The organism is Sphingorhabdus contaminans (assembly GCF_007280415.1).
Classification (GTDB): Bacteria; Pseudomonadota; Alphaproteobacteria; order Sphingomonadales; family Sphingomonadaceae; genus Sphingorhabdus_B; species Sphingorhabdus_B contaminans.
Genome location: NZ_VKKU01000001.1, coordinates 776,267 through 800,553, shown reverse-complemented (window position 1 = coordinate 800,553; position 24,287 = coordinate 776,267). Strand labels below are relative to the sequence as shown.

Below are 24,287 nucleotides of genomic sequence, written 5' to 3'. Positions count from 1 at the left end.
AGTTCAATCCTTCATGATCTTGTCGAACGCACGGGCAAGGCGCACCGGTCCGGGGAAATAGGCCCATTCAAGGCTGTGGGGATAAGGCGTGTCAAATCCGGTCACCCGTTCGACCGGAGCTTCCAGATGGTAGAAGCAGCGTTCCTGAACCTGCGCCGAAAGCTCGGCCCCAAAACCGCTGGTCCGCGTCGCTTCATGCACGACCATGCAGCGGCTCGTCTTTTTGACCGAAGCTTCGATCGTATCGATGTCGAGGGGCAGCAAAGTCCTGAGGTCGATAATCTCGGCATCAATGCCATGTTCGGCGACCACGGCTTTTACGACGTGCACCATAGTACCGTAGGTCAGCACCGTAACCGCCTGACCTTCGCGCACAATGGACGCTTTGCCGAGGTCGATGCGGTAATAGCCCTCCGGAACCGCGCTGCCGTCATGTTTGGACCAGGGCTCGACCGGGCGATCATAATAGCCGGTGAATGGCCCGTTATAGATGCGTTTGGGTTCAAAGAAGACAACCGGATCATTGTCCTCGATCGCCGCAATCAGCAAACCCTTTGCGTCATAGGGCGTCGCGGGAATGACGGTTTTGATCCCGCAAACATGCGTGAACAGGCTTTCGGGGCTCTGGCTGTGCGTCTGGCCACCGAAAATCCCGCCACCAAAGGGCGAACGCACGGTCATGGGACAGATGAAGTCATTGGCCGAACGGTACCGCATCCGTGCCGCCTCGCTGACCAGCTGGTCAAGGCCGGGGTAGATATAGTCGGCAAACTGGATTTCCGGCACGGGGCGCAAGCCATAGGCAGCCATGCCGACACCGACGCCGATAATGCCGCATTCGCTGATTGGTGTATCGAACACCCGGGTTTTGCCATGCTTTTTCTGCAATCCTGCCGTCGCGCGGAATACGCCGCCAAAATAGCCGACATCTTCGCCCATGATGACGACATCGGGATCCTTGCCCAACATCACGTCCAGCGCGCTGTTGATCGCCTCGATCATGTTCATGGTTTTAACGGAGTCCCCGGACATCAGCGCGCCTCCCATTCAGGGCCGAATTTGTCGCGCTGTTCTTCCAGCATCTGCGCGCATTGCTCCTTCAGATGGGCGGGCATTTCTTCGAAGACATCTTCAAACATGGTTTCGAACGGATGGTGGAGGCCATGCCCCAAAATACCATTCTGCTCGGCTTCCTTTTGCTTTGCCTTCACTTCATCGGACAATTCCGCGACCAGCGCCTCATGCTGCGCATCGCTCCATTCGTCCAGCGCGATCAGATGCGCCTTCAACCGTTCTACCGGATCGCCCAGCGGCCACAGGGCATATTCCTCCGCGGCGCGATAGGCGCTGGGATCATCGGAAGTGGAATGCCCTTCCCCGCGATAGGTGAAATATTCAATTAGCGTTGGCCCGTTGTTCGTCCGCGCGCGGTTGGCCGCCCATTGCATCGCGGCGTAAACCGCCAGTGCGTCGTTTCCGTCCACGCGCAGCCCCGCAATACCGTAGCCGATTGCACGTGCGGCAAAGGTTGTCCGTTCGCTGCCGGCAAAGCCCGAAAAGGACGAAATCGCCCATTGGTTGTTCACGACCTGGAAGATTACCGGCGCGTTATAGACCGCCGCAAAGGTCATGGCGCTGTGGAAGTCACCTTCCGCGGTCGAGCCATCTCCGCACCAGACCGCAGCGATCCGTGTGTCCGCGCGCGAAGCCGAGGCCATCGCCCAACCCACCGCCTGCGGATATTGGGTCGTCAAATTCCCGGAAATGCTGAAAAAGCCGTAATCCTTGGCCGAATACATGATCGGCAATTGCCGTCCCTTCAACCGGTCACCACGGTTGGAATAAATCTGGTTCATCATATCAACCAGAGGATAATCACGTGTAATAAGAATACCTTGCTGGCGATAGCTCGGAAAACACATGTCATCGCGGTGCAACGCCATGGTGGTCGCAACCGATGTTGCCTCTTCCCCGTAGGACTTCATGTAAAAGCTGGTCTTGCCCTGCCTTTGCGCGCGGAACATGCGGTCGTCAAACGCCCGCAGCGTCAGCATCTTGCGCAGCATCAGCCGCAGCGTTTCGGCGCTTAGCCCCGGGTTCCAGCTACCCGACGCTTTGGCATCATCACCCATCACCCGCACCAGCCCATAGGCAAGCCCGTGAATATCCGCAGGCGCGGCATGTTCGTCGGGACGCGGAATCGCGTCGACCTCCGGGATCACGATATCACTGAAATCGGCTTTGTCGCCCGGACGGAATTTCGGTTCAGGAACATGGAGTTGCAAGGGCGCAAGATTATCCCGTTTATACTGCCCCATGCTTGTTCCTCCGCCAGTATCTTCCTGAACGACTCAGGTAATTTATTGTCCGTGATTGTTATAATATTTCAAGCATTGGTTTAGGTCAATACTATTGACCTATCACGCTGTTTACACGGCGACAGGCGCGGAAATATGTGCCTGCGGCGTGTAATCAAGAACCTCGAAATCTTCGATCCGGAAATCAAAAATCGAATCCGGCGTGCGCAGCAACTTCAGCTTTGGCGCCCCCGAAGGGGTGCGGGACAATTGTTCTTCCACAAGATCGCTGTGGTTGAGGTAAAGGTGCACATCGCCCCCCTGCCAGATCAGCTCGCCGGCCTGATATCCGCACACAGCCGCCAGCATTCGCGTCAAAAGTGCTGCGGAGAACGCGTTGAAAGCAAAGCCTAATCCGAGGTCGCAGGACCGTTGAAACAGGATGCAGCTCAAAACCCCATCGGCGACGTGAAACTGGTAGGTTTTATGACAGGGTGGCAGCGCCATTTTCTCGAGTTCCGCCACATTCCAGCCCTCGATAATGTGGCGCCGCGACCCCGGATTGTTTTTGAGACTGTCGACAAGAGCAGATACCTGGTCAATTCCCTTGTCCATCTTCTGGAAAAGGCCCTCGCCCACCGGTTTATATACCGGCCAGTTCACCCATTGTGCGCCATATACAGGCCCCAAATCGCCCCATTGCTCCGCAAATTCGGCGCTTTCTACGATCTTTGCCTCGAAATCTTCCTGGCTGATATCGCTTCCGGTCTCACGCCGGTACCGGTCGAGCGGCCAGTCGCTCCATATCCGGACATTTTGCTGCAGCAGCGGCCGGATATTGGTGTTTCCGGTCAAAAACCACAGCATTTCACGCGCCGCGGTCTTCCAGTAAACGCGCTTGGTTGTCAGCAACGGGATCGCATCGTCGGCCAGGGAAAACCGCATCATTGCGCCGAAAAGGGCGCGTGTTCCGACGCCGGTCCGGTCCCTCTGGATCGTGCCTTCGGTCCATATCTTCCGCATCAGCGAAAGATATTGGTCTTCATAATGTGGCGTTGTTCCCATGGCGCGACGCTAGAACGCGGCAACGATTCTGGCAACCGCCCCATGCTGTTCAATATTCGGCTTGAAACCCCAAAATCGCACGACTATAGGCACCGCCTGCGGTCAGTGGTGTTCAACCACTCTTGGTCGCGGTCGGGAAATAGCTCAGCCTGGTAGAGCACTGCCTTCGGGAGGCAGGGGCCGGAGGTTCGAATCCTCTTTTCCCGACCAATTTTTTGGCGCGAAAAGGTGATTTTAACCAAATTACAAACGCGTCCTTAACCAATCCTTGAGGTTCTCCGACTATCGCGAGCATTATGCAGGCGCGCATAGTCATAGTTGATGATCGTTCGACCAATTTGCGTGTCTATGCGCAATATGTCGCTATGATGGGTCCGGAATACTCCGCGACCTGCTTCCACAGCGCCGTGGAAGCGCTGAAATGGCTTGAAACCGAACATGCGGATTTGCTGATTGTCGATTACCGCATGCCGGAAATGGACGGCGCCACGTTCATTTCCAAATTTCGCGCACGCACGGTCGGAGCGCACATTCCCGCCATCATCATCACAGCACGGCAGGACCGTGAGTGCCGGATCAGCGCCCTTGATGCCGGTGCAACCGACTTCCTGCAAAGTCCGGTGTCGCATATCGAGTTTCGCGACCGCGCCATTTTGCTGCTGGGCCAGTATCAGAAACAGCAGGAACTCAAAAAATCGCTCGCCACCAATAACCGTGCGAGTTCGGACGAAGATGAGGAAGGCAATGAACCCAGCGGGAAATCGATGCTCGAACAGATCATCGATACCACGCCGATCCTGATCAATGCCACCGACCGCAATGGTAAATTCCTTTTCTTAAATTCCTATCAGGCCGCCCTTTTTGGCCGCGATCCGGAGGAACTGGTTGGCCAGTCGATTTCGGAAATATTACCGCCCGATCTGGTGGAACGGGAAAAGCGCCGCAACAATGTCATATTGGAAACCGGCATTTCGATTCCGAACTATGAAGAAAAATTCATCAGTGAAGATGTCGAGCTCACCTTCCACTGCAACAAATCGCCCCTGCTGAACAAAGACAATCAGACCATCGGTATCCTGACCACCGGTCTCGATATCACCGCGCGCAAATTTGCCGAGGAACACCGGACCCATCTGGCGCTGCACGACATGCTGACGGGCCTGCCTAACCGCACCCTGTTGTCGGACCGGATGCGTATCACCATCGATAACTGCAATACCACCGGAAAAGGCGCGGCTTTGCTGCTTCTTGACCTCGACCGGTTCAAGGTCATCAACGATACGCGCGGCCACCAGGCGGGCGACATGCTGCTCCGCCAGGTTGCCGAACGGCTGAGCAATGCCCTCGACAATAACGGTTTTGCCGCGCGGATCGGCGGGGACGAATTCGCCATCGTCCTGCAAAATCTGGATAGCCAGGAAGAAGTCGTCGCAATCTGTTCGAAATTGCTGACGCAGATTGGTGAACCCTATTCCGTTGGCGGCGTAGAACAATTGATCGGGGCGAGTATCGGTATCGCCCTGATCCCTGAAGATGGCAATTCATCGGACGAACTGCTGCGCCTGGCAGATCTTGCGATGTATGAAGCCAAATCCTCCGGTCGCAACCGATTCTGCTTCTTCTCGCCGCGGATGAACCAGATTGCCCAGTTGAATGCCGGCGTCGAAAGCGATTTGCGCGATGCCCTGCACAGCGACCAGCTTTTTCTGGAATATCAACCGATTGTTGACATTGCGAGCGGCGAATATGCAGGCCTCGAAGCCCTGCTCCGTTGGCAGCATCCCGTTCGCGGGCGGCTGGTTCCGCAGGATTTCATCCGCGTCGCCAATGATTCCGGATTGATCGGCAATATCGGCCAATGGGTGGTGAACCGGGCCTGCGCGCAAATTGCCGAGTTCGCGGCGCAGGGAATTACCCTTCCCCCCGTGGCGGTCAATGTCTCGCCCAAGCAATTCCAGTTCGGCAATATGAGCGCTGAAATTCTCGAGAAAGTGGCCAAATATAATATCGCGCCCGGCAAGCTTTCGATCGAGATCACCGAAGAACTTCTGCTCGACCATAATCAGGAAGTGCATGACCAGCTGGAAACGCTTCAGTCCGGCGGGATCGGCATTTCTATTGACGATTTCGGAACGGGCTATTCGTCGCTCCAATATCTGCGTGACCTGCCTGCCACGCGGTTGAAGATCGACCAGACCTTTATTGCCCGCATCGAAAATTCCTCCGCCGACCGCGCGATCATTTCGACCATTGCCCATTTGGCGCATGCGCTCGATATGCGGGTGGTGGCCGAAGGCGTCGAGAATGAGGCGCAGTTCGCGCTTCTGCGCGCTTCGGGTTGTGACGAAGTCCAAGGATATCTCCTCGGTCGTCCGCTTGCCGTCACTGAATTGCGCGATTTGTTCGGGGCGGGCAAATCCCGGCCCGAAACGGGCGTTCAATGATTGCCTATCTGAAAAAACTCCGGGCCGATCTCAGTCCGGAGCAGGAAATCCTGCGCAACCGGCTCGTGATGGGCGGGGCGTCCGGGATTGGCTGTTACTTCTTTGCCTTTGACGTCGTGATTTTCACGGCATTCTTTACCTATCTGTCCTTCAATGCCGCCTTGTATGCGATGCAGAAGAAGGAAATCTGGCGACCCGGCGAACGGTGGCTTGCCGCCATCATCCTCGATGTGATGATGGCCTTCGCAGTGATGCTGCGCGAGCCGGAGCATATGTCGATCTTCTACCCCATCATCTTGTGGATGATATTGGGCAATGGTTTCCGATACGGCGTAAAATGGCTGTTTATCGCGGCTGCGCTGTCGACACTGACATTTGGCGTGGTTGTCCTGTCGACAGATTATTGGCAGCAGAATCTCTATCTGGGATGCGCCCTTGCTCTCGCGCTGCTGATCATCCCGGCCTATTGTTCGACGCTCATCCGCAAGATTTCCCTGGCGAAAGAACAGGCAGAACTGGCCAGCAAGGCAAAAAGCTACTTTTTGGCGAGCGTCAGCCATGAACTGCGCACGCCGCTCAACGCCATCATCGGATATGGCAATCATCTGCGCCAGTCCGATATGCCCCGCAACCAGAAAGACATGGTCGAGGCCAGCGTGTTGGCAGGCGAACATCTGCTGCATCTGATCGAACAACTGATTGAAGTCGCCAAAACAGGCACGGGATCGGCACAGATCAAAACCTCGACATTCCGCCCGACAGAACTGCTCACCGAAATCCGCGACATCATGGCCGTCCGGATCGAGGACAAAGGGCTCGCCATTCACTTGCAAGCCGAGCCGCTGTCCGATCGTCCGGTCGAGGGGCCGACCGATATCTTGCGCAATATTCTGCTCAATCTGGTTGGAAATGCGCTGAAATTCACCGAAGCGGGCAGCATCTCGGTGCACAGCGGCTTTGCGAATGAGGGCGGTAAAGACATTATCTGGTTCACCGTTTCGGACACCGGAATTGGCATTGCCGAGGCCGCAATCGAACGGATTTTCCAGCCTTTCCAGCAGGCCGACGATACCGTGCTGAACCGCTTTGGTGGCACGGGGCTCGGCCTTGCGATCTGCAAACAGCTTGTTGAGCAGGTCAATGGTCGGATATCGGCCAAAAGTACCCTTGGCCAGGGCAGCACCTTCCGCATTGAAGTGCCCGTAAAGATGGTTGCCGCCGAAGAGACCGACTGGTTGTCGAGCACGACGGACATCGTCCACATCGTCTCCTTCGGCGAAATTGCGCCCGAATTGCTGAGCGAGGCGCGTTCTGCCGACAATTTCATCCTGCAGCATGTGAACTGTCAGTCGTCGGAGCAACTCGCGTCGATTATCGCCAATCAGGGCCTGCAACGGTTCAAGGTCGCGCTTATCTCCCACGATCTTGCGCGGCAAATCGACCCCGACAGCCCGATCTGGCAACAATTTGCCGCAGCCGAAGTTGCACCGGTTCTTATTTCCAACGACCGCGATTTCGATCTGCAGGAGGTGGCGTTGCGCGCCGCATTCGCCTCGATCCTGCCCGCTTCCGCCAATTTTGCGGAATTGCGCAGCGCCATCCGTATAGGCTGTTCCTTCGCTTCTCATTTCCGCAACGGCGACAGCGAAGAGGTTGCAGCACCGGTCAGCTATAGCAGCCGCAAGATACTCGTGGCCGACGACAACCGCACAAACCGCAATGTTTTGGGCGCCATATTAGGTTCGGCAGGTCATGAAGTCGTCATGGTCACCGACGGGGACGAGGCGCTGGATGCGCTTGAATCCGGATCGTTTGACATATTGCTGCTCGATATCAACATGCCCCGGCTGAACGGTATCGATGCCTGCATGATGTGGCGGCAGATCGAGGGCGGGCGGCAACATCTGCCGATTATCGGCGTGACTGCGGACGCGACCGCCGAAACCGAAACACGCTGCAAATCGGCGGGCATGGATATGCGTATTACCAAGCCCGTTGACGCAAAATTGCTGCTGTCGGCAATTGAACAGCTATGCGGGGGTGATCCTGAAAATGTGCCTGTCATTGCGGATGCCAGCGACCCGTTGCAGGTCGTCGTGCCCCTGAACCCGCAGCAGCACGCCGTTTCCGATGCGATTGATGCGAGCCAGCTCAGCTATTTGAAGTCCATCGGTGACGACCAGTTCGTGCGCGGCATGATCGAAGGATTTTTCGAAGACGCCGCACAGACGTTGGAACCGTTGCGGCAGTCGGTTCATCAGGGGAAAGTCCGCGATTTCCGCTTCTGCGCCCATGCGTTCAAGAGTTCGAGCAACAATATGGGCGCGAAAACGCTGGGTGAGATATGTGGCCGTCTGGAACGGGTTACCGAAGCGGAGTTTGACGAAAACCGCTTTGTCTATCTGGCAAAAATAGAATCCGAACTCGACAAAGTCCTCGACGCGCTGAAGGCGATGCTGGACAGTTACGCCGCACCAGCCCCGCTCGCCGCGGTCAAGTAACGGCTTTCAGACTCCGCTGGATGCGCCGTTCCTGGGCATCGGCAAGCCGCTCCATCTTGCGGACATCGGCCTCGGTCAAGGTCATGGCGGTTTCCGCCCAAATATTTGTAATACGGAGCAATTCTTCAAGTTCGACGGGGCTCGTCACCCGCCGCGAGAGATAGACCGCCCGTTCCGCTGCAAAGCGCGCCTGCCCCTTTTGGCAATAATCGATGATCGCGGCCTCGCCCTGACCATCCTCGACCAAGATGTCGACGATGCCTAATTCGTGCAGTTCTTCCGCACTGTGAATCTTGCCTTCTAGAATGAAGTTCTCCGCAACCTTGCGTCCTACCCTGCGCAGAAGGAAGCTGTAGGCGCCCATTCCCGGGAACAGATTGAAGATAATCTCCGGAAGACCCATGCGGGCGCTCCGTTCCGCGACCAGAATATCGAATGCAAGCGCATGTTCGAAACCGCCACCCAGGGCATCGCCCTGAACAAGTGCCATGGTGATAATCGGCGCGCCGAAGCCGTTTGCGTTGGCAAATTGCATGCGAACACAGGTTTCCGCATATGTGCGCATCGCCGCCAGATCGCGGTTGCGGATACATTCCGCAAAATGCCGCAAATCGCCGCCCAGATTGTAGATACCGGGTGTTTTGGATCCGCAGACAAAATAGCGCAAATCGTCGGGGCCGCCATTGGCCGGCAGGGTGTAGTTGTTCGCAATCCAGTCCTGAACCTGCTGAATCTCGGCACCTAAGCTGTAGGTATAGCTCGGACGGCCTGTCTGGTCCATGAAACACCAGAAAATGCGGTCTTCCTTGTCGTGACGCAGCGATATTTCGCGAAAATTCCGTTCGGTGATGGGGACGCCAAGCATGCGTTCCTGCATCGCCAGAACCGGTTTTTCTAATGCGCCATCAACGACGCGGGAGTGGAACGCCATAAAGCCCCCGATAAATCAGTGTCTGGCCACCCCAACCAGAATTCAACCATAGCATATTATTTTGAAGAACAAGATCAAATATATCAAATCCAATCTGCACCGGTTCAACTCGTCGCAAATCGACCCTATCGCCGAAAAAAGCTAGGCCCGACCGTGATGAAACATCAGTTATTGGTGAGAATATAGACCAGCGGCGTCAGCAATGTCGGTGCAATTTGCAGGGCATCCTTGAACAGGCGGCGGGCCTGCGAATCCCCGACGACGACGACATCGTTCGCGAACACTTCCGGGTCGTTATAATAACCCCGGCGGATCGCCTTCAAATTGTAGAGCGCGGCCATTTTCTGGCCGTTTACGGTGCGGAAAATGACGACATCATCCAACTTTGCAAATTCCGCCGTACCTTTGGCGACGGCAACCGCACGCATCAGCGTCATGCGGCCGATAACGGGATAAAGGCCGGGTTCGCGCACCTGACCGTCAATGGTCACAACCTGGCTAACGGTCTCTTTCAGATTGACGGTCACCTGCGGATCGCGAACATATTGGCCGCGCAAACGGCTCTCTATCTCTTCTTCCAATTCGCCGGGCGTTTTGCCCGCAGCCGTAATGATACCGGCCAAGGGGAAAGAAATACGTCCGCCGGCGTCGGTCTGGACTTCCTGTTTGCTCAACTCTTCAATGCCGAACACATCGATGGTCAATTTGTCAAACGGACCAATCAGATAGGGGCGATTCTGCTCGAACAAATCAAGACGCGTAGGCTCGGGAAGCACATCACTTTCCACGACTTTCACGTCCGAAACACTGCCTGCACCGCCCAGTTGCGAGCTGCCGCAAGAGGCAAGCGCGGTAGATAGAATGAGAAGCAAGAATCGGTTACGCATATGAAAATCCCAAATAAGAATGCACGCGTGCTAGCGAAGGCGGCACCGTAAAGCCACCCCTTTTGCCATAAGCTGAACCACCAAAATTGGCGGAGAGATAGTCCGCCTAACTACCTTGTTCGTTATTGTCCGTTAATTGTCGATATTGCCATATTTTACGGCACTTTTTTAACTTTCAGCGCCGTACGTTATTCCACAGCTATCCGCTATTGTCCGCTTGCGTTCCCCTAAAACCGGCGTATTATTGTGGAACCTTTTAGGGAATTTTGAAATCATGCCTCGAAAATTGAGCAATGCACTTACCGCAATGACGGTGAAGTCGGCCAAACCAGGAAGACACGCCGATGGTGGTGGGCTTTACTTGCTCGTCAAGGAAAGCGGATCTCGGTCGTGGGTCTACCGCTTTATGCTAAAGGGCAAATCGCGGGATATTGGTTTAGGCACCGCTGGGCATGATGCCATATCGTTATCATCGGCGCGCGATCTGGCAGCCGCACTGCGATTAAAGGTGAAAGCAGGTATTGACCCCCTTGCGGAGCGCCAACGCGAGGCCGAAGAGGCGGTCGCCGCCGCGCAGGCTGCAGAGATTTCCCGAATCACATTCAGGCAAGTCGCCGAGTCGTATATAAAAGCCAACGAAGGTGGCTGGCGCAATGGCAAGCATCGGCAGCAATGGCGCAACACTCTATCAACCTATGTTTACCCTATTATCGGTGATTTGTCGGTCGCAAGCATTGGCACACCGCACGTCTTGAAAATTCTGGAACCGATATGGCAAGACAAACCGGAAACAGCCAGCCGATTACGCGGTCGTATTGAAATCGTGCTTGATGCAGCTAAGGCGCGGGGATACCGCGAAGGCGACAACCCTGCCCGCTGGCGCGGACATATTGCCCAGATATTGCCAAAACGCGCCAAACTGCAGCGCGGCCATCACAAGGCGATGACCTATACCGAAATCGGTGCATTCATCGCCGAATTGCGGGAACGGGAGGCAATGGCAGCGCTGGCGCTTGAATTCGTTATTCTGACAGCGGCGCGCACAAGCGAAGCCCTTGGCGCAACATGGCGCGAAGTCGATATGGATAAGGCTATTTGGATTATTCCAGCCGAGCGGATGAAAGCGGGCAAGGAGCATCGAGTCCCCCTATCCGCCCGTGCGATCGAGATTCTAAAGATCACTAAGGCACAGGGTAAGGATTGGCTTTTTCCTGCAGAAAAGGGGCGCGCGTTGTCTGGCATGGCCATGTCGATGCTATTGCGCCGTATGAAGGTCGACTGCACCGTGCACGGCTTTCGATCCGCGTTTCGGGATTGGAGCGCCGAATGCACTGCGTACGCTCACGAAGTCTGCGAAATGGCGCTGGCGCACACTATAGGCAACAAATCAGAGGCCGCTTATCGACGTGGGGATCTGTTTGAAAAGCGCCGCCGACTAATGGCAGATTGGGCGGCTTTTTGTGAGGCCGGCACCGGCACCGAATCCAATGTCAGCCCAATTCGCGGATCGGCTGGATAACATCTTTTTGTAGAAGGGAATTGAAATGCCAAATCGTGATCAAATGCAAGTTGCGGCCGAGTGGATTGAACAGTTTGAATCTGTGGGCGGCGCTGTTCTCAGCGATGGCCAAACGGTCACATTTGTCCGTAAATTTATCGGATGCTCGCTAGCCGATCAGGCCGAGTCTCTCGAAATGTTGAACCAGATCACAGCGGATAGGCAGCGCACGATCCACTGATCGTCTTTGGCGGGGATAGGCAGGCCATCCGACAAGCGCGCATCCCACGCGCTTCCCCGTCATAACTTGGGATCCGCTTGGGAGGCGGAGTATTAATGCCGATTGTTCGTCTTTCCACCGATAACCATGCAGCCGCGCGGCAAATCGTTGCGTGGTTGGCTTATCCCGACGATGAAAAGCAAAGGGAGCGGGCCGTGCACACTCAATATGGCTATCTCCAACGCCTCTGCGGTCAGACGCCGAGGTATGAGAGCGGGAAAGCCGTCGAGAATAAAACTACGCAATCCCGAATGCGGCGAATTGATCAGTTATTCTTTGAGGCACTCAATGCAGGTCAAATTTCAACACTATCAATTGTGAAAGATGGCATCGAGATCGCCCCTTGGCCGGTATCGTGGGGAACCGTCGCTCGGCGACTGGCAACTTATGCCACAGGCGAAGATGACAGAAAGCAAATCTACAAACGATATTGGCGTCGATTCCGCCCTGTTTTGCATCTTGCGGCAGCCATGAACGGACATTTAGCCTCGGTTCGTTATGCTATCAATATGTCAAGACCGTTAGAGCACCTATTGCTTGAAACTCAATGGATTGATCCGGTTCTGAGCCGTGCGAACGATATGAGGTTGCACGGCGACCGGAAGCTGAATCATTTTGGGTCAGGCGACGCCTTGATAGAATTTTTTCGCTAACCAAATTTTATATCCCCCAAGGCGGTCTGCTGCCTGACTAATTGGTCTCCCGTGCAATAACGCACAAGGGAAACCGAAAATGAACAATAGACCCAGCCCATTAGGATACGGCGTAAACGATGCTTGCGCCGTTTCTTCTATCAAGCGCACCAAACTGTACGAACTGATTAAAGACGGTCGCTTGGAAACCGTCAAAATAGGCAAACGCACAATTGTCAAAGCGGAAAGCTTGCGCCGTTTGATCGAAGGTGGCGCAGCATGAGTCGCGAGCAAGAAAGTGTCGAATTACTTTGCCGTGAAATACTGCAAAAATCGACCGGAGGCCGCGTTAAATGCGCCCAGCCGCTGCTTTGGAAATGGACCAACAACCCAATGCCGCTGCAATTGTTGGCAGGCGATCATGAATTTAAAATCGGCCAGCCGATTCACCCGTTCATGATAGCAAACGCCGCCCGTCGCGCTGGCGAAAGTGGCCAAGTTTATCCGATCTATTTGATCGGCGATGGCCAGCCTTCCCTCCCCTCATATTCAATCGAGCAAGCCGATGCCTGGTTGCGTGGCGAGATCAGCAAGTGACCGCGCTGCAATTTTCCACACCCCCCGCTACAACCGCTACATTGCTACGCAATCCAGTCGATGTTGACGCCGTAAGGGCACTCAATCCATTGTCGACTATTGCAGGCACGATGGTGAAGCTCCGCAAGGTTGGCAGAGAATGGAAAGGCCTTTGCCCTTTCCACTCCGAACGCACTCCAAGCTTTACGATCTATGCTGGCGATGAGCGCGCGAAATGCTTCGGCTGCGGTTGGCAGGGCGATGTGATCGATTTTGTGCGAAAAGCGTATGGATACACATTTCCTGAAGCCGTCGACCGGCTGGGCGGCGATATGTTGCCAAAGGCTGTTTATTCGCCCGCGATTTTAGACCGCGCGCCGAAGGATGATCGGACGCCGGAAGCGCTAGCGATCTGGGAAGCCGCACAGGACGCCACGGGCACGCCAGCGGAGGCCTATCTGCGGTTGCGGGCCATCACCATGCCCCTGCCGCCGACAATACGCTTCACCCGGCTGCATTACGGCAAATCTGGGCCGCAATATCCGGTGCTCGTCGCGCTTGTGCAAAATGTAGCGGGTGAACCTATCGGAATTCAGCGAACCTATCTCGACCCCGTTGGCATCGGCAAAGCTGCGGTCGCAAAGCCAAAGTTATCGTTAGGCAGCATTCGTGGCGGTGCAATTAGGATCGGCAATCCGATTGATACGGTCGCGATCTGCGAAGGCTTAGAGGATGGCCTGACACTGGCGCAAGAATTAGGGCAGCCTACTTGGGCGACCGCTGGCACGTCTAATCTTGCGGCGCTTGCCCTGCCAGAAAGCGTTCGCAAGTTAATTATCGGCGCCGACAACGACGCACCTGGCCGGAAGGCTGCGCAAGAATGCGGCGAGTCTCTCGCCTCCAAGGGTTATTCTGTCCGCATCATTCGTCCAGCGTTAGGCCATAAAGATTTCAACGCCGAAGCAATGTCGGTTGCAGCAAGGGCGGGTGAATAATGGTCACGTCAGATCTAAAATCGCGCTTAAGCGATGCATCGGAAATTGCACCTCGCCAGCCAATCCCGATCATGCCGGAATATCCAGCAATCGCGGATTATCCGATTGATGCACTGGACGCGTCGGGCCTCAGCGGTATCGTGCGGGCATTGCAGGGTAAAACCCAAGCGCCGGTCGCCCTGCCCGCTCAATCGGCCTTGGCCGCTGCTGCCCTTGCCGTGCAAGGATTTGCAGACGTCGAGACGCTTGGGGGAAACCGACCGCTTTCGCTGTTCTGCCTCACTGTCGCTGAATCCGGCGAACGGAAAAGTAGTTGCGATGAGCCAGTCATGAAGCCGGTCGAGGATTTTGAAAAAGAGCAGATCCGCGAAAATGCTCCCACTCGCCAAGCATGGTTTAATGCCAAAGTATTTTATGACGAGAGTCTCCAAGCTGTTCGTAACAAGATTAAGTCGGGCAGAGCTAGCGTCGCTGATTTGAACGCATTGGGCACGGCGCCTGTCGAGCCACCGTCGACCGATCGGCTGGTAACAGAACCTACATTCGAAGGCCTCACTAAGCTGTTCGCGACCGGCCAGCCATCACTTGGGCTGTTCTCCGACGAAGGCGGGCAGTTTCTGGGCGGCCACGCAATGTCGAAAGACAACGCTCAAAAGACGCTTGCCGCATTGAATAACCTATGGATGGCAAAGCCGATCAAGCGGACGCGGAGCGGCGATGGAAGCATAACACTTTATGGCCGCCGCCTAAGTCTACACTTGATGATCCAACCTGTTATCGCCGACGGCTTACTGGCCGATCCTTTGGCGGACGGAAGCGGATTCTTACCTCGCTGCTTAATATGCAAGCCGCCCTCCAACATTGGCAAACGACTGCACCATAATGCTAGGGAATTGGGTGCTGCCGCCAAGCATTTCGAGTTTAGGATGCGCAGCATTCTTGCACGCAAATTGCCAATGGACCCAGAAACAAGGGCGTTAGAGCCACGAACGCTGTTGCTGGCTGCCGATGCGCGGGCGCTGCTAATCGACTATAGTGACGAAATCGAAATCGCCCAAGCAAAAGGGGGGATTTATGAACCTATCCGTGGCCATGCAAGTAAGTCAGCCGAGCAGGCAGCGCGGATCGCGGGTGTGCTTACGTTATGGCATGATATCGCCGCTACCCAGGTCAACGGATCGTTCATGGCCGACGCGATTAAGCTAGCGCGCTTCTACCTTTCAGAGGCCGCACGGCTGGCCAACATTGCAACCGTTTCGCAAGAGACCCAGATCGCCGAAAAGCTGCGGGAATGGCTCTGCGATAGCTGGCCGCAAAATGAAGTTTCAATGCGGGATATTCAGCAACGCGGGCCAAACGTCACAAGGTCGAGCAAACCGTTGCGCTTGAACGCAATTGCAACACTGATAGATCATGGCTGGCTGGCCGTCATCGAACCGGACAGGCGTTGGCATATCATGAAAACCTAAGTGGGCGTTCCGCAGCGTCTGTAATGACGCTGCCCTCAATTTCTATCTCTTGGGAATGCAAATCGATGAAACAATTTCACCGCCACATTACATCACTACATCGTTACATGGGCGGAAATGGCCGCCCAATAGGCGTGCTACACCAACCAAATGCACGATTGCAGATTGGCGACAGCAGGACCCATCAATTATCAACATTTGCCGCCGTCCGATGCCAAAGAACTTTAGCCGAGCATTCTCTATTCTCGGCTGGCGCGAGGCGCCTTGGTACTATCGGTGTTCGTGGCGGGTAATTGGGCGCTGGGTCAATGAGGCGGGCAAAGAAGCCGTTTTGGCCGAGCGCGCTTTAATGCGCCGTAACCCAATGCGACACAGGCTGAAGGCGATGATGACTGCCTATTGCCACAGCGAACCAAATGAACCTGCTTGGCTAATCGACCCTGTGAAATAGCTGCCGTGGGTAAGACCCGTGCGACACTTAGTGCAATTGCACATCACCGACCGGCCCCGCGAATTCGTCGCCTGGCCCCATTGGAGAATTATAATGACCATGACTTTCGTCGACCGCGCACCCATTGAAAGCGTGCGCCGCTTACCGGACGGCAGACTAGCCGCCGTCGTTAAGTTTGCCAGATCAGGCACCCAAGTATATTTAGGCAGCGAAGTTGGACGCCCCGACCTTTCAAGCGTGACCGTTTACCGGTCCGAAGACGAAGTTTTCCACGAAGACGCAATGGCGTCGTTTGCGCACAAATCAATCACGCTGGGCCACCCAAGCGAACCTGTTACCGCAGATAACTGGAAGCGCTTAAGCGTCGGCTTTACCGAAGGACGCGTTGCCCGCAATGGCGCGTTTCTTGAAATCCCCATGATGGTTGCGGACGCTAGCGCGATTAGCGCAATCGATTCTGGCACCGCCAAACAGTTAAGCGCTGGATATAGCTGCGAACTGCAATGGGGCGATGGCGTTGCACCCGACGGCACCCCGTATCAGGCCAAGCAGGTCGGCATAAAGGCCAACCATATCGCGATAGTGGCCGAGGCTCGCGGAGGCCCCGAACTGCGCATTGGTGACGCAAGGCAACAGAATCTAGCTGACTATCGCGCAAAGGGCATGGCCGACGCAAAGGCATTCAGCGCCGCCCGATACGCTGGCGCTCCGATGATTGAGGCCGCCGACAGTGAAAATCCGACTCAGCCCAGCATGGCCGACCATTACGGATCCGACGCGACGGCTGCAATTCGCAGGCTGCGTTACCAGTGACCGAATGGGCCGCACGTTGAACGCGGTCTGCCACATTTCCTTAAAATCATGGGAGCCGACTCATGGCAAAGACCTTATCTGAACGCCTGACCAGCGCCAGCGTGCGAAGCCGCACGTCTGATATCGAGCAGCTAATTGTAGACACGAAAGCCGAGCGCGATGCACAGGCGGCATTGCACGTAAGCCAGAGCGCCGACGCAGTGAACTTCCGGCTGGCCCAAGCCGACCGCGATGAAGCGGCTAGAGGTGCGGAACGTGCGGCGCGTAATGCGGCAATGCTTGACGCGGCAATAGTCGACCTAGAAGCCAAGCTGCAGGCCCGCAAGGAAACCGACAAGCGGGCAAGTGCCGAGGCAGAACGCAAAGACGCATTAGCCGAACGCGACGCACTCGCCGAACGCATCAAAGCCGAGTGGCCGCAAATCGTCGACCGAATGACCGCGCTATTTGACGCGATCCAATCGAATGACGCGCGTATGAAGGCAGCAGGGCTTTACGATAGCAGCGCCGAGGCCGTGGCGCGTGGCTGTGACGGCATGTTCCGTTATGGCGTCAACCAGGCGCGCCGCTTGACCGAAATGCAAGTGCCGCAGCTTGGATCATTCGAAATGGCATGGCCACGACCCACGCGTGCTGTGGATCATGGCGAATGGTTACGCCAACAGCGTTTGTTTGCCTTGGAACGGGCAAAGAAAAATGCGGCCCAGCCTTCGCCATATATCTGGCATCGCGCCAAGGTATCGAATGGCCAGCCTAACCAGTTTGATGGCCAGTTTCGCGACGGTTCGATTGGTAAAGGCCAAATCTCGAACGGCGAAACCGATATCCAGATTACGCCACAAGAGGCCGAGCGCCTTAACGCCATCGCCGGCATCACGGTCACCAAGTTAGCCAAGGCGCCCGAACCCGTCACCACGTTTCGGCACCCTGGAGTCTAATCATGAATTCGCCTCGTCTTGATTGCTGCGCGCCTTCCGCTGGCGCGTATAGCGGGGCGATAGCCTTCGGTCGGTTTCTTTCATTTTCCGACCGAAGGCACCCCTTAGGCGGAACCTTTATCCGCCGCGAAATCGCTAGAATGCTTATCATCATCGAAATTTCCAAAGTGTTCCCTAAAATGTTCCCAAATCCCTTCATCTGCGCTGCGTTTATTAAGCATGAAATCAGTCGATTTTGGCTTTGGCTTCGTTCGCGTAATTTAGTGCGTCCCTAGAATTAGCAGGAATAATTCATGCCAGAACTTGACCCCCTCGTGATCAAGCTATCGGTTGATGCAAAAGAGTATAATGCCGCTTTGCGCCAAACCGAACGAATTGCAGATCAGCGCCTTAGTGCAATTGAAAAGCGAGGCCTAAAAATGGGCGAAAGCATGCGTTCCAGCTTCTCGCTGGCCAAAGGTGCAGCCGCTGGCTTCGTTGCGACACTCGGCGTCGATGCGGTGGTGCAAGCCGTCAAAGCTGGGCTGGATTATGCCTCTTCACTTGGGGAAGTCGCGCAACAGTTAGGCGTTACCACAAGCGCGCTGCAGGAATACCGCTATGCCGGATCGCAGGCCGGACTCGCTACCGAAGAAGTGGATATGGCGCTCGGCCAACTAACGCGGCGCATTGGCGAGGGGGTCAATGGGACAAAAGCCCAAGTCGAAGCCTTCGAAAAGCTTGGAATCAGCCTCAAAGATGCCAAGGGCAATGTTATTGCCACCGGCGACGCAATCCCGTTGATTGCCGACGGATTGCAGAAAATCAAAAGCCCAGCGGAGCAATCTGCGCTTTTGCTCGACCTTTTCGGTAAATCCGGCGCCAAGTTGCTGCCTTTGCTTTCGGAAGGATCGAAGGGCGTCAATCAGTTGCGCGATGCCGCGCAAAAGCTTGGCCTTGTGCTTTCGAGTGAGCAGATCGCGAAAGCCGATGAAACGGCGGACAAGTTAGACGCCGTTCGGCAGGTGTTGGCGGCTAAAATCGCTGGCACCGTATCAGACAACGCCGGCGCCATTTTGGCGCTTGCCGATGCCTTAACCGCAGTTGTTGGCGCCGCTGGCAAAGCGATTACGGGGTTGAATGAGTTTTACAAGGTGGCCGCCAATCGTCCTGGTAACTTATTCGAGAAGGTGACCGGCACCAATTTTAGCACCGGCGCAGCCATTCGGAGCCGTGACGCCGACGTCGGCAGGCAAGAAATGCGCGCTAACGCTGTGCGGGGCGGTGGATATTCGCCGACCGGTCGACGCGGTGGCTTTGTTGCGGGCAAGAACTTCGCAGGGACGGGCCTAAACGACATTCTGGGCATTGGCGGCCTTGGCACCCCTGGCGCTGGAACTGGCGCTGATATCAAAGCGTTGGGCAGCCTAATCGACTTATTCGACAAGCCTGCCAAGCAAGTCGCTAAAAAACTGGATGAATGGGCAATCGAACTCGACCGCGTATCTGCCGACGTGGCGGTCGCACGCGCGCAATTGACAGGCAATCCCGCCGATTTGTTGGCGGCGGAAAAGCAGCGCATCGAAGCCAACCGCATTGCCGAGGAAGCCAATATTCTTTCCGACCAGAAGAATAAATCAATACGCGCCCAGCTTCTCAAACTGAACGACGAGACCGCGCAGATTGCCGTAGCCATCGCCGAACGCGAAGCCACGAACAACGCGGCCCAAATAGCGCGAGAGGCACAAGAAAAGCGCACGCGGCTGGAATTGGACGATCTGGCAGACCAGACTGAACTCGCCGACCGCGAGGCCGCCTATGCCGACAATCGTAAGGAACGCCAGCGCCTCGCCGAAAAGTCGCTCGATCTGCAATATCAGATTGCCGAAAAGGAATTGGAAGCCGCAATCGCTGCCGGCGAAATAGCCGACGCCGACGCGGCCCGTGCGCGTCTTAAGCGTCGTAGGCTGCTGGACGAAGAGGGCTTGGCACGGGACAACGCTGGCCCAGCCCAAAGCTATCTGGCAGACCTTCGCAAATTGAACTTTGGCGACAAGGCCGAGGAATTTGCCGTCGACGCCCTAAAGGATCTCAATTCCGAATTGGCCCGCACCATCGCCTTTGGGGGCGATGTTGGCGACGTGCTTGAAAATGCATTCAAACGGCTAACCGCACAATTGATTGAAACCGGAGCCCAGTTGCTGCTTATCAAGCCCCTGCTTGAAAGTTTGAAAGAAGGCGGCGGCGGATTGGGAGGCTTTATTTCCGGTGTGGGCAACGCAATAGGTGGGCTATTCGGTGCACCTGGCCGCGCTTCCGGCGGGCCTGTGAGTGCGGGCCAGATTTATCGAGTCAATGAAGGCACGCGCCCAGAGTTTTTCCGGCCCGACGTGGCTGGATCCATTGTCCCTTTGTCGAAGATGAACCTTACGCAGCCCAGCGGGACACAGACGGCCCAAGCCGTTGCGCTTCGGGTCGAATTGTCGGGTGACATTGACGCGCGGATTGATTCCCGTTCGGCTGGCGTTGCCGTTGAAGTTGTTCGAGCCGCCGAACCGCAGCTTACAAGTATGGCCGTGGCGGAAACTTTCCGGCGCGGGCAGCGGCCGAGCCTTGGGAGATAGTCATGCATAGCGAACAAGAAATGGCTGCAGCCGAGTCCATGCAAAAGGCGGCTGGCGAGATCGTCGCGATCCTAACCGAACGCATGCACTCGCTTGGCGCCACCCGCGACATGGCGCTCGACGTATCGGGAACGCTGATTAGCGCGGCTTGGATGATGCAAAGGCTGTGGGAGGGGAACAATGCCCGCCCGTCATTTGTCGCGATGCTTAGGCGAACGGCGGACAGGATTGAGAGTGGTCTTTGAATTCCAGAGACTATTTACATGGAAAAGTCGATTTTAAACTTTCCATCAGTGCCAGCCCTGCGGGAGCCTCCGCAATCGATCGATTGTTTGTCATAGCCCTGCGAAGTATGTCCACAGTCTGATCGACCGTTAAAGCAAGTTTATCGGGCATACAGATGACAGGCGAAGCCCCTCTCTTTACAGCATCCCATTCAGCCCAAGTAATTCCTATCGCATAGGCGTTAAGCAACTGCTTGGCCATCACGGCGGTTGTCAGATCCGGACCGTCAATTTTCGTTATAAAGTATTCGGCTGTTTGTTCGGCATGCACCGGAGAAGCAAAAAATATGGACCACAGCAGCGTGATTTGAATGACCAGCTTCCTCATCGCGTCTCCCCGCCATGTCTGTCAAAAATTTGCTATATTGGTGATTGATAATCGCTCGCATGGCAAGGCTGCATTACAAAATCTTGCTAATGTTCGTTCTTTGTTCCTATTGCGTGACAATGGCCCGCAAAAGATTCGCGATAATCACATTTGACCCAGACCGCATCGACAAGCTTTCGTGGCAGGGAGAGGGCAATTCGTTCGCCTGGATTATATGGCGAGGGCTGGCGGGCTATACCTATCCCAAAGAGCGCGGCGTCATAAACATCACGCTAATGGATCAATTGCCAGCCAAGCCGCATCCGGTTTTAGATGAGCGGGAAAATCATTCGAAATCAAATCCTGCGGATGTGAGCATCGCCAATCGTTTGCCACTTGTGGAACCATAGACCACTACATATTGGTTGAAATCCAAATCACCGGACGTCTTGCCAAATGCGTCGCAAGAGACTGCCGCCATTGTACTGCGTTTGGTATCCGCGTCTATCGTCGCCCAAGTGGCGTCGGCGAATTCAATTCGATTTGCGCTCGGGCGCTTAGTGATAACACCGGATTTAAGGGCATTGCTAATAAGTTCACCGCATTGCTGGCGCACCTGCGGCGACAATGTCTCAATGCTGGCTGGTGTAGCCACGTCACTGCTACTCGATCCAAAATACAAAAGTATCAGTCCGCCAAGGGCAATCGCGCCGATAACGGTACCCGCTGCACTGTTAAATTTGGCGCCGCAATACCGGCAAACTTTCGCGTCTTTTTGAATCAATTCTGCGCACTTGGGACACTTAACTTGGCTCATTTTGGAAATCCTAAGGTAGATTGACCTTCAACAAATTATTCCGGTGCAAATCTCCCATTCACGCCCCTCGTTATCGGTGCCCTTCGACCGGCCTAAAATTGGTAAGCAAGATTCAGTGTATTCGCCACTGCAGAAATTATAGCCACCTAACTCGATAACAGTTGCCTCGTTCTCGCCCCAAAAAACGACAGCATAACTCTTAAATATGGAATATCTCAAACTGCTAGTCGCCGTCGACAACTCTTGCCCTGTTAAAAAATTGACCTGCACTTTGTACCACTTCGATGGGCCTTGTTGCGTCTGATATCTAATCTGGGCCTCTCTTTTCAAAACTGCATGCGATGGAGTTGCCGAGATAAACAATCCTATAAACATAAGTTTTAATAGATTTCTCATCGAACCTCCCCAAATCTATTTTGAGTTTAGTCATCCGTTAGAGAAATTGACCAGCGCAGTCAGCCATGGCGAACAAGAAAATGGCAAACACTAAAAAATCGCAGCTAGAACAATCGCCACAAAGATCGAAATGCCCGTCAGTATCGCGCCCCATTTGGTCCAAAAATGGGCATCCGCATTCTTGATTGAATCGACCTGCACGGCTGCTGATTTCAGCTTTCTTTGGACGACTTCATTGTAAGTCGAATCGACAAAAATTTGCCCATCCCTTCTGCGGTGAAACAAAAATCCGCCATTCACCTTTTCAACTCGATGCCAGTCTTCGATCCAGAAAATTCCCTTTTTTGTTATTTTAAAAAGCACTTCAGCATTTTCGTCTAGGTCATCCTCGCATACGTGGCCCCTTCCAATTAGATCATCTAGTGCAGCATCAACTCTGGCTTTGCTTACTGGACCGATTTTCGTATTTTTTGATCTGCGCTCAGCCTCTAATAACTGATGTTTTGAATATCCCTTGCCTGAGCCATGGGAGCGCACCCAAAGCGTGATCATTATATCAACCTGCAATTCCAAAAACTGGGACATTATCGCCTCAATAATACACGGCAAGCGGTCATCGGCCCATTGCCGGCGCAGCAGACGCTCACGGCTAAACAAATCGATTTAACAGCGGTCATGATTCCCCCAAATGCCATTAGATTTATCGGCCAATTGTAGCAATGTAGCAACTGTAGCGCCCCCCCCCAAATCGTAAAATCAACAATTTAGCGGCGGCGGACTAGGCAACTTTCGGAATTATAAAAGCGACATGACATACGGCACACGGGAATTGCGTAAACTTTGGCGCGAACATTGGGAAGAGAGCGCAAATCGCCATAAGGCGTGGGCTGCGACTGGTTATCGCCACAATTCAAAACCCGTTCACAATCCTTTGCCCTCGGTGCTGGTTGGAATGAAGTGCGGCGCCCGCAACCGCAAAGGCGAGCCATGCAATCGCGTCGATCTGGAATTGAATGGCCGGTGCAAGTTCCACGGCGGGCGGTCGACCGGCCCGACGTCAACTGAGGGCATTGCCCGCGCTCGTGCGAATCTTACACTCAGATGGTCGGAACCCCTTGTGAACGGCTAGATTACGGCAACTGCGATTTGACAAATTAATCTAATCAGCGCCAGCAACATCGTTATCAGAATCCGAGGCCTGAGGCATTCCGAGCATAGCGTTGACGACTGAGGCGTTAGCTACAACGACTCCGCTTTTTGTGGCCTTCTTGTCGTCTGCAATGTTAAGCACACTGCTCAGCCGCTTCCTTCGCTTTTCACGCGCACTGTACCATTCATCGAACAGCATTTCGACTAGTTCAATCAGCGCTTGAGCTTCGCCAGGATCGACCTCTACAATCTCGTTAATATCGCGCTCCATGTGCGCTCCAATATTACCGATACTTCGGACAGCATCAATCGCGTCTACTGATTCGATAGATATTGAACGATCTGCAGATCCGTCGTCGATAGCTTTCCTAAGTGCCTTTATTTCGTCGATAAGTCGTGGCTTTGATATCCCAGCAAAGTCTCGGATCATTCCTTGGATGCACCGCCTAATAAGCGTTGCGGCTGCCTTGGGACTTAGTTCTCGAATAAGACAGGCTTCCGTATAATCTTCTACAATTGCAGACGGGATATAAGAAGGTTGCGGCTTGGCCGTTCCTTGCGGAACTATTTGTTGGCTGAACAAAATCGAACCGGATTTGAACGTCCAACTGGAGCCTGTATAGGTTGCGCCGCCTATTTGAATTCTAAACGATGTTCGCTGACAGCTTCGATTTGCGCAACTAGTCGCGGACATTCTCGACATCATCAGCCCCTCAGCTTGATGTTCAAATTTTATATGGTGGTCATAAACAGTATGCTTATCAGGCACGACAGTTTGAGTACTTGAACAAAATGGACAATTCCAACTGAATGACATTTTTACACCGATCGTTGCTCGTTCGAGAATTAAATAAGATTGCAGGCAAGACTTTGAATTAAGCCGCACATGCACGCAAGAAATACTTGATCACTATCCTGCAATCGCACCCTGAACATGCAAGGCGCATGATATGT

The 24,287-nt window shown here is 54.6% G+C and carries 23 protein-coding genes and 1 tRNA gene; 15 read left to right on the top strand and 9 right to left on the bottom strand.

The window, feature by feature from the left end:
- Positions 1–3: 3 nt before the first annotated feature.
- The 3 genes from FOM92_RS03995 to thyA form a co-directional block, all read right to left on the bottom strand.
- On the bottom strand, positions 4–1,032 hold the full coding sequence (locus tag FOM92_RS03995; protein WP_143775474.1) for an alpha-ketoacid dehydrogenase subunit beta: 1,029 nt from the start codon (positions 1,030–1,032) through the stop codon (positions 4–6).
- Positions 1,032–2,318 (bottom strand): 3-methyl-2-oxobutanoate dehydrogenase (2-methylpropanoyl-transferring) subunit alpha, encoded by a 1,287-nt coding sequence (locus FOM92_RS03990; RefSeq protein WP_143775473.1) that lies wholly within the window; start codon positions 2,316–2,318, stop codon positions 1,032–1,034. The genes FOM92_RS03995 and FOM92_RS03990 overlap by 1 nt, the downstream gene beginning before the upstream one ends.
- 111 nt (positions 2,319–2,429) lie before the next feature.
- Positions 2,430–3,362: a thymidylate synthase gene (thyA, locus tag FOM92_RS03985; RefSeq protein WP_143775472.1), complete on the bottom strand. Its 933-nt coding sequence runs from the start codon at positions 3,360–3,362 to the stop codon at positions 2,430–2,432.
- A gap of 133 nt (positions 3,363–3,495) precedes the next feature.
- On the opposite strand from thyA, the gene FOM92_RS03980 reads away from it, so the two are divergent.
- From FOM92_RS03980 to FOM92_RS03970, 3 genes are all read left to right on the top strand, one after another.
- Positions 3,496–3,572 (top strand) — tRNA-Pro (locus FOM92_RS03980).
- A gap of 86 nt (positions 3,573–3,658) precedes the next feature.
- Positions 3,659–5,806, top strand: a complete 2,148-nt coding sequence (locus tag FOM92_RS03975; RefSeq protein ID WP_143775471.1) for an EAL domain-containing response regulator — start codon at positions 3,659–3,661, stop codon at positions 5,804–5,806.
- Positions 5,803–8,307, top strand: coding sequence for an ATP-binding protein (locus tag FOM92_RS03970; protein ID WP_143775470.1), 2,505 nt, complete (start codon positions 5,803–5,805; stop codon positions 8,305–8,307). Before FOM92_RS03975 ends, FOM92_RS03970 begins: the two co-directional genes overlap by 4 nt.
- Here FOM92_RS03970 and FOM92_RS03965 read toward each other — a convergent pair.
- Both FOM92_RS03965 and FOM92_RS03960 read right to left on the bottom strand, forming a co-directional pair.
- Complete coding sequence (locus FOM92_RS03965; protein WP_143775469.1) at positions 8,300–9,238, bottom strand: crotonase/enoyl-CoA hydratase family protein; 939 nt, start codon at positions 9,236–9,238, stop codon at positions 8,300–8,302. The two genes, FOM92_RS03970 and FOM92_RS03965, sit on opposite strands and share 8 nt — an antisense overlap.
- Before the next feature lie 164 nt (positions 9,239–9,402).
- The gene (locus tag FOM92_RS03960; RefSeq protein ID WP_143775468.1) at positions 9,403–10,125 is read right to left on the bottom strand and encodes a polysaccharide biosynthesis/export family protein; all 723 of its coding nucleotides are present in this window, start codon (positions 10,123–10,125) and stop codon (positions 9,403–9,405) included.
- A 274-nt stretch (positions 10,126–10,399) separates the two neighbouring features.
- On the opposite strand from FOM92_RS03960, the gene FOM92_RS03955 reads away from it, so the two are divergent.
- The 11 genes from FOM92_RS03955 to FOM92_RS03905 all read left to right on the top strand — a co-directional run bounded on the left by FOM92_RS03955 (position 10,400) and on the right by FOM92_RS03905 (position 20,625).
- Positions 10,400–11,644, top strand: a complete 1,245-nt coding sequence (locus FOM92_RS03955; protein ID WP_143775467.1) for a tyrosine-type recombinase/integrase — start codon at positions 10,400–10,402, stop codon at positions 11,642–11,644.
- Between the two features lie 25 nt (positions 11,645–11,669).
- A complete protein-coding gene (locus tag FOM92_RS03950) occupies positions 11,670–11,864 on the top strand; it encodes a hypothetical protein (RefSeq protein WP_143775466.1) in 195 nt (64 codons plus the stop codon).
- 95 nt (positions 11,865–11,959) lie between these two features.
- The gene (locus tag FOM92_RS03945) at positions 11,960–12,556 is read left to right on the top strand and encodes a hypothetical protein (RefSeq protein ID WP_143775465.1); all 597 of its coding nucleotides are present in this window, start codon (positions 11,960–11,962) and stop codon (positions 12,554–12,556) included.
- A gap of 79 nt (positions 12,557–12,635) precedes the next feature.
- Positions 12,636–12,818 carry a helix-turn-helix domain-containing protein gene (locus tag FOM92_RS03940; protein ID WP_143775464.1) on the top strand — a complete coding sequence of 61 codons (183 nt, stop codon included), beginning with the start codon at positions 12,636–12,638 and terminating at the stop codon, positions 12,816–12,818.
- Positions 12,815–13,132: a hypothetical protein gene (locus FOM92_RS15915; RefSeq protein ID WP_170226783.1), complete on the top strand. Its 318-nt coding sequence runs from the start codon at positions 12,815–12,817 to the stop codon at positions 13,130–13,132. Before FOM92_RS03940 ends, FOM92_RS15915 begins: the two co-directional genes overlap by 4 nt.
- Positions 13,129–14,106: a DUF7146 domain-containing protein gene (locus FOM92_RS03930; RefSeq protein ID WP_246087139.1), complete on the top strand. Its 978-nt coding sequence runs from the start codon at positions 13,129–13,131 to the stop codon at positions 14,104–14,106. The genes FOM92_RS15915 and FOM92_RS03930 overlap by 4 nt, the downstream gene beginning before the upstream one ends.
- Entirely contained in the window at positions 14,106–15,575 is a 1,470-nt protein-coding gene (locus FOM92_RS03925) for a YfjI family protein (protein ID WP_143775462.1), read from the top strand. The genes FOM92_RS03930 and FOM92_RS03925 overlap by 1 nt, the downstream gene beginning before the upstream one ends.
- Positions 15,576–16,119: 544 nt before the next feature.
- On the top strand, positions 16,120–16,839 hold the full coding sequence (locus FOM92_RS03920; protein WP_143775461.1) for a DUF2213 domain-containing protein: 720 nt from the start codon (positions 16,120–16,122) through the stop codon (positions 16,837–16,839).
- A 62-nt stretch (positions 16,840–16,901) separates the two neighbouring features.
- The gene (locus tag FOM92_RS03915) at positions 16,902–17,777 is read left to right on the top strand and encodes a hypothetical protein (protein WP_143775460.1); all 876 of its coding nucleotides are present in this window, start codon (positions 16,902–16,904) and stop codon (positions 17,775–17,777) included.
- Positions 17,778–18,070: 293 nt separating this feature from the next.
- Positions 18,071–20,380: a phage tail tape measure protein gene (locus FOM92_RS03910; RefSeq protein WP_143775459.1), complete on the top strand. Its 2,310-nt coding sequence runs from the start codon at positions 18,071–18,073 to the stop codon at positions 20,378–20,380.
- 2 nt (positions 20,381–20,382) lie between these two features.
- Positions 20,383–20,625: a hypothetical protein gene (locus FOM92_RS03905; RefSeq protein WP_143775458.1), complete on the top strand. Its 243-nt coding sequence runs from the start codon at positions 20,383–20,385 to the stop codon at positions 20,623–20,625.
- Between the two features lie 10 nt (positions 20,626–20,635).
- On the opposite strand, the gene FOM92_RS03900 is transcribed toward FOM92_RS03905, so the two are convergent.
- The 3 genes from FOM92_RS03900 to FOM92_RS03890 form a co-directional block, all read right to left on the bottom strand.
- Complete coding sequence (locus FOM92_RS03900) at positions 20,636–20,992, bottom strand: Rap1a family protein (protein ID WP_143775457.1); 357 nt, start codon at positions 20,990–20,992, stop codon at positions 20,636–20,638.
- Positions 20,993–21,317: 325 nt separating this feature from the next.
- Complete coding sequence (locus FOM92_RS03895; RefSeq protein ID WP_143775456.1) at positions 21,318–21,788, bottom strand: zinc ribbon domain-containing protein; 471 nt, start codon at positions 21,786–21,788, stop codon at positions 21,318–21,320.
- A 486-nt stretch (positions 21,789–22,274) separates the two neighbouring features.
- Positions 22,275–22,769 carry a hypothetical protein gene (locus tag FOM92_RS03890; protein WP_143775455.1) on the bottom strand — a complete coding sequence of 165 codons (495 nt, stop codon included), beginning with the start codon at positions 22,767–22,769 and terminating at the stop codon, positions 22,275–22,277.
- Between the two features lie 223 nt (positions 22,770–22,992).
- On the opposite strand from FOM92_RS03890, the gene FOM92_RS16225 reads away from it, so the two are divergent.
- A complete protein-coding gene (locus FOM92_RS16225) occupies positions 22,993–23,313 on the top strand; it encodes an HGGxSTG domain-containing protein (protein WP_143775454.1) in 321 nt (106 codons plus the stop codon).
- Positions 23,314–23,343: 30 nt separating this feature from the next.
- Here FOM92_RS16225 and FOM92_RS03880 read toward each other — a convergent pair whose 3' ends face one another.
- Complete coding sequence (locus tag FOM92_RS03880; RefSeq protein ID WP_143775453.1) at positions 23,344–24,150, bottom strand: DUF4145 domain-containing protein; 807 nt, start codon at positions 24,148–24,150, stop codon at positions 23,344–23,346.
- Between the last annotated feature and the right edge of the window lie 137 nt (positions 24,151–24,287).

Excerpts from the sequence above, each read along its gene's own strand:
- FOM92_RS03995 (WP_143775474.1), bottom strand. The coding sequence starts at position 1,032 with ATGTCCGGGGACTCCGTTAAAACCATGAACATGATCGAGGCGATCAAC.
- FOM92_RS03990 (WP_143775473.1), bottom strand. The coding sequence starts at position 2,318 with ATGGGGCAGTATAAACGGGATAATCTTGCGCCCTTGCAACTCCATGTT.
- thyA (WP_143775472.1), bottom strand. The coding sequence starts at position 3,362 with ATGGGAACAACGCCACATTATGAAGACCAATATCTTTCGCTGATGCGG.
- FOM92_RS03975 (WP_143775471.1), top strand. The coding sequence starts at position 3,659 with ATGCAGGCGCGCATAGTCATAGTTGATGATCGTTCGACCAATTTGCGT.
- FOM92_RS03970 (WP_143775470.1), top strand. The coding sequence starts at position 5,803 with ATGATTGCCTATCTGAAAAAACTCCGGGCCGATCTCAGTCCGGAGCAG.
- FOM92_RS03965 (WP_143775469.1), bottom strand. The coding sequence starts at position 9,238 with ATGGCGTTCCACTCCCGCGTCGTTGATGGCGCATTAGAAAAACCGGTT.
- FOM92_RS03960 (WP_143775468.1), bottom strand. The coding sequence starts at position 10,125 with ATGCGTAACCGATTCTTGCTTCTCATTCTATCTACCGCGCTTGCCTCT.
- FOM92_RS03955 (WP_143775467.1), top strand. The coding sequence starts at position 10,400 with ATGCCTCGAAAATTGAGCAATGCACTTACCGCAATGACGGTGAAGTCG.
- FOM92_RS03950 (WP_143775466.1), top strand. The coding sequence starts at position 11,670 with ATGCCAAATCGTGATCAAATGCAAGTTGCGGCCGAGTGGATTGAACAG.
- FOM92_RS03945 (WP_143775465.1), top strand. The coding sequence starts at position 11,960 with ATGCCGATTGTTCGTCTTTCCACCGATAACCATGCAGCCGCGCGGCAA.
- FOM92_RS03940 (WP_143775464.1), top strand. The coding sequence starts at position 12,636 with ATGAACAATAGACCCAGCCCATTAGGATACGGCGTAAACGATGCTTGC.
- FOM92_RS15915 (WP_170226783.1), top strand. The coding sequence starts at position 12,815 with ATGAGTCGCGAGCAAGAAAGTGTCGAATTACTTTGCCGTGAAATACTG.
- FOM92_RS03925 (WP_143775462.1), top strand. The coding sequence starts at position 14,106 with ATGGTCACGTCAGATCTAAAATCGCGCTTAAGCGATGCATCGGAAATT.
- FOM92_RS03920 (WP_143775461.1), top strand. The coding sequence starts at position 16,120 with ATGACCATGACTTTCGTCGACCGCGCACCCATTGAAAGCGTGCGCCGC.
- FOM92_RS03915 (WP_143775460.1), top strand. The coding sequence starts at position 16,902 with ATGGCAAAGACCTTATCTGAACGCCTGACCAGCGCCAGCGTGCGAAGC.
- FOM92_RS03910 (WP_143775459.1), top strand. The coding sequence starts at position 18,071 with ATGCCAGAACTTGACCCCCTCGTGATCAAGCTATCGGTTGATGCAAAA.
- FOM92_RS03905 (WP_143775458.1), top strand. The coding sequence starts at position 20,383 with ATGCATAGCGAACAAGAAATGGCTGCAGCCGAGTCCATGCAAAAGGCG.
- FOM92_RS03900 (WP_143775457.1), bottom strand. The coding sequence starts at position 20,992 with ATGAGGAAGCTGGTCATTCAAATCACGCTGCTGTGGTCCATATTTTTT.
- FOM92_RS03895 (WP_143775456.1), bottom strand. The coding sequence starts at position 21,788 with ATGAGCCAAGTTAAGTGTCCCAAGTGCGCAGAATTGATTCAAAAAGAC.
- FOM92_RS03890 (WP_143775455.1), bottom strand. The coding sequence starts at position 22,769 with ATGTCCCAGTTTTTGGAATTGCAGGTTGATATAATGATCACGCTTTGG.
- FOM92_RS16225 (WP_143775454.1), top strand. The coding sequence starts at position 22,993 with ATGACATACGGCACACGGGAATTGCGTAAACTTTGGCGCGAACATTGG.
- FOM92_RS03880 (WP_143775453.1), bottom strand. The coding sequence starts at position 24,150 with ATGTCATTCAGTTGGAATTGTCCATTTTGTTCAAGTACTCAAACTGTC.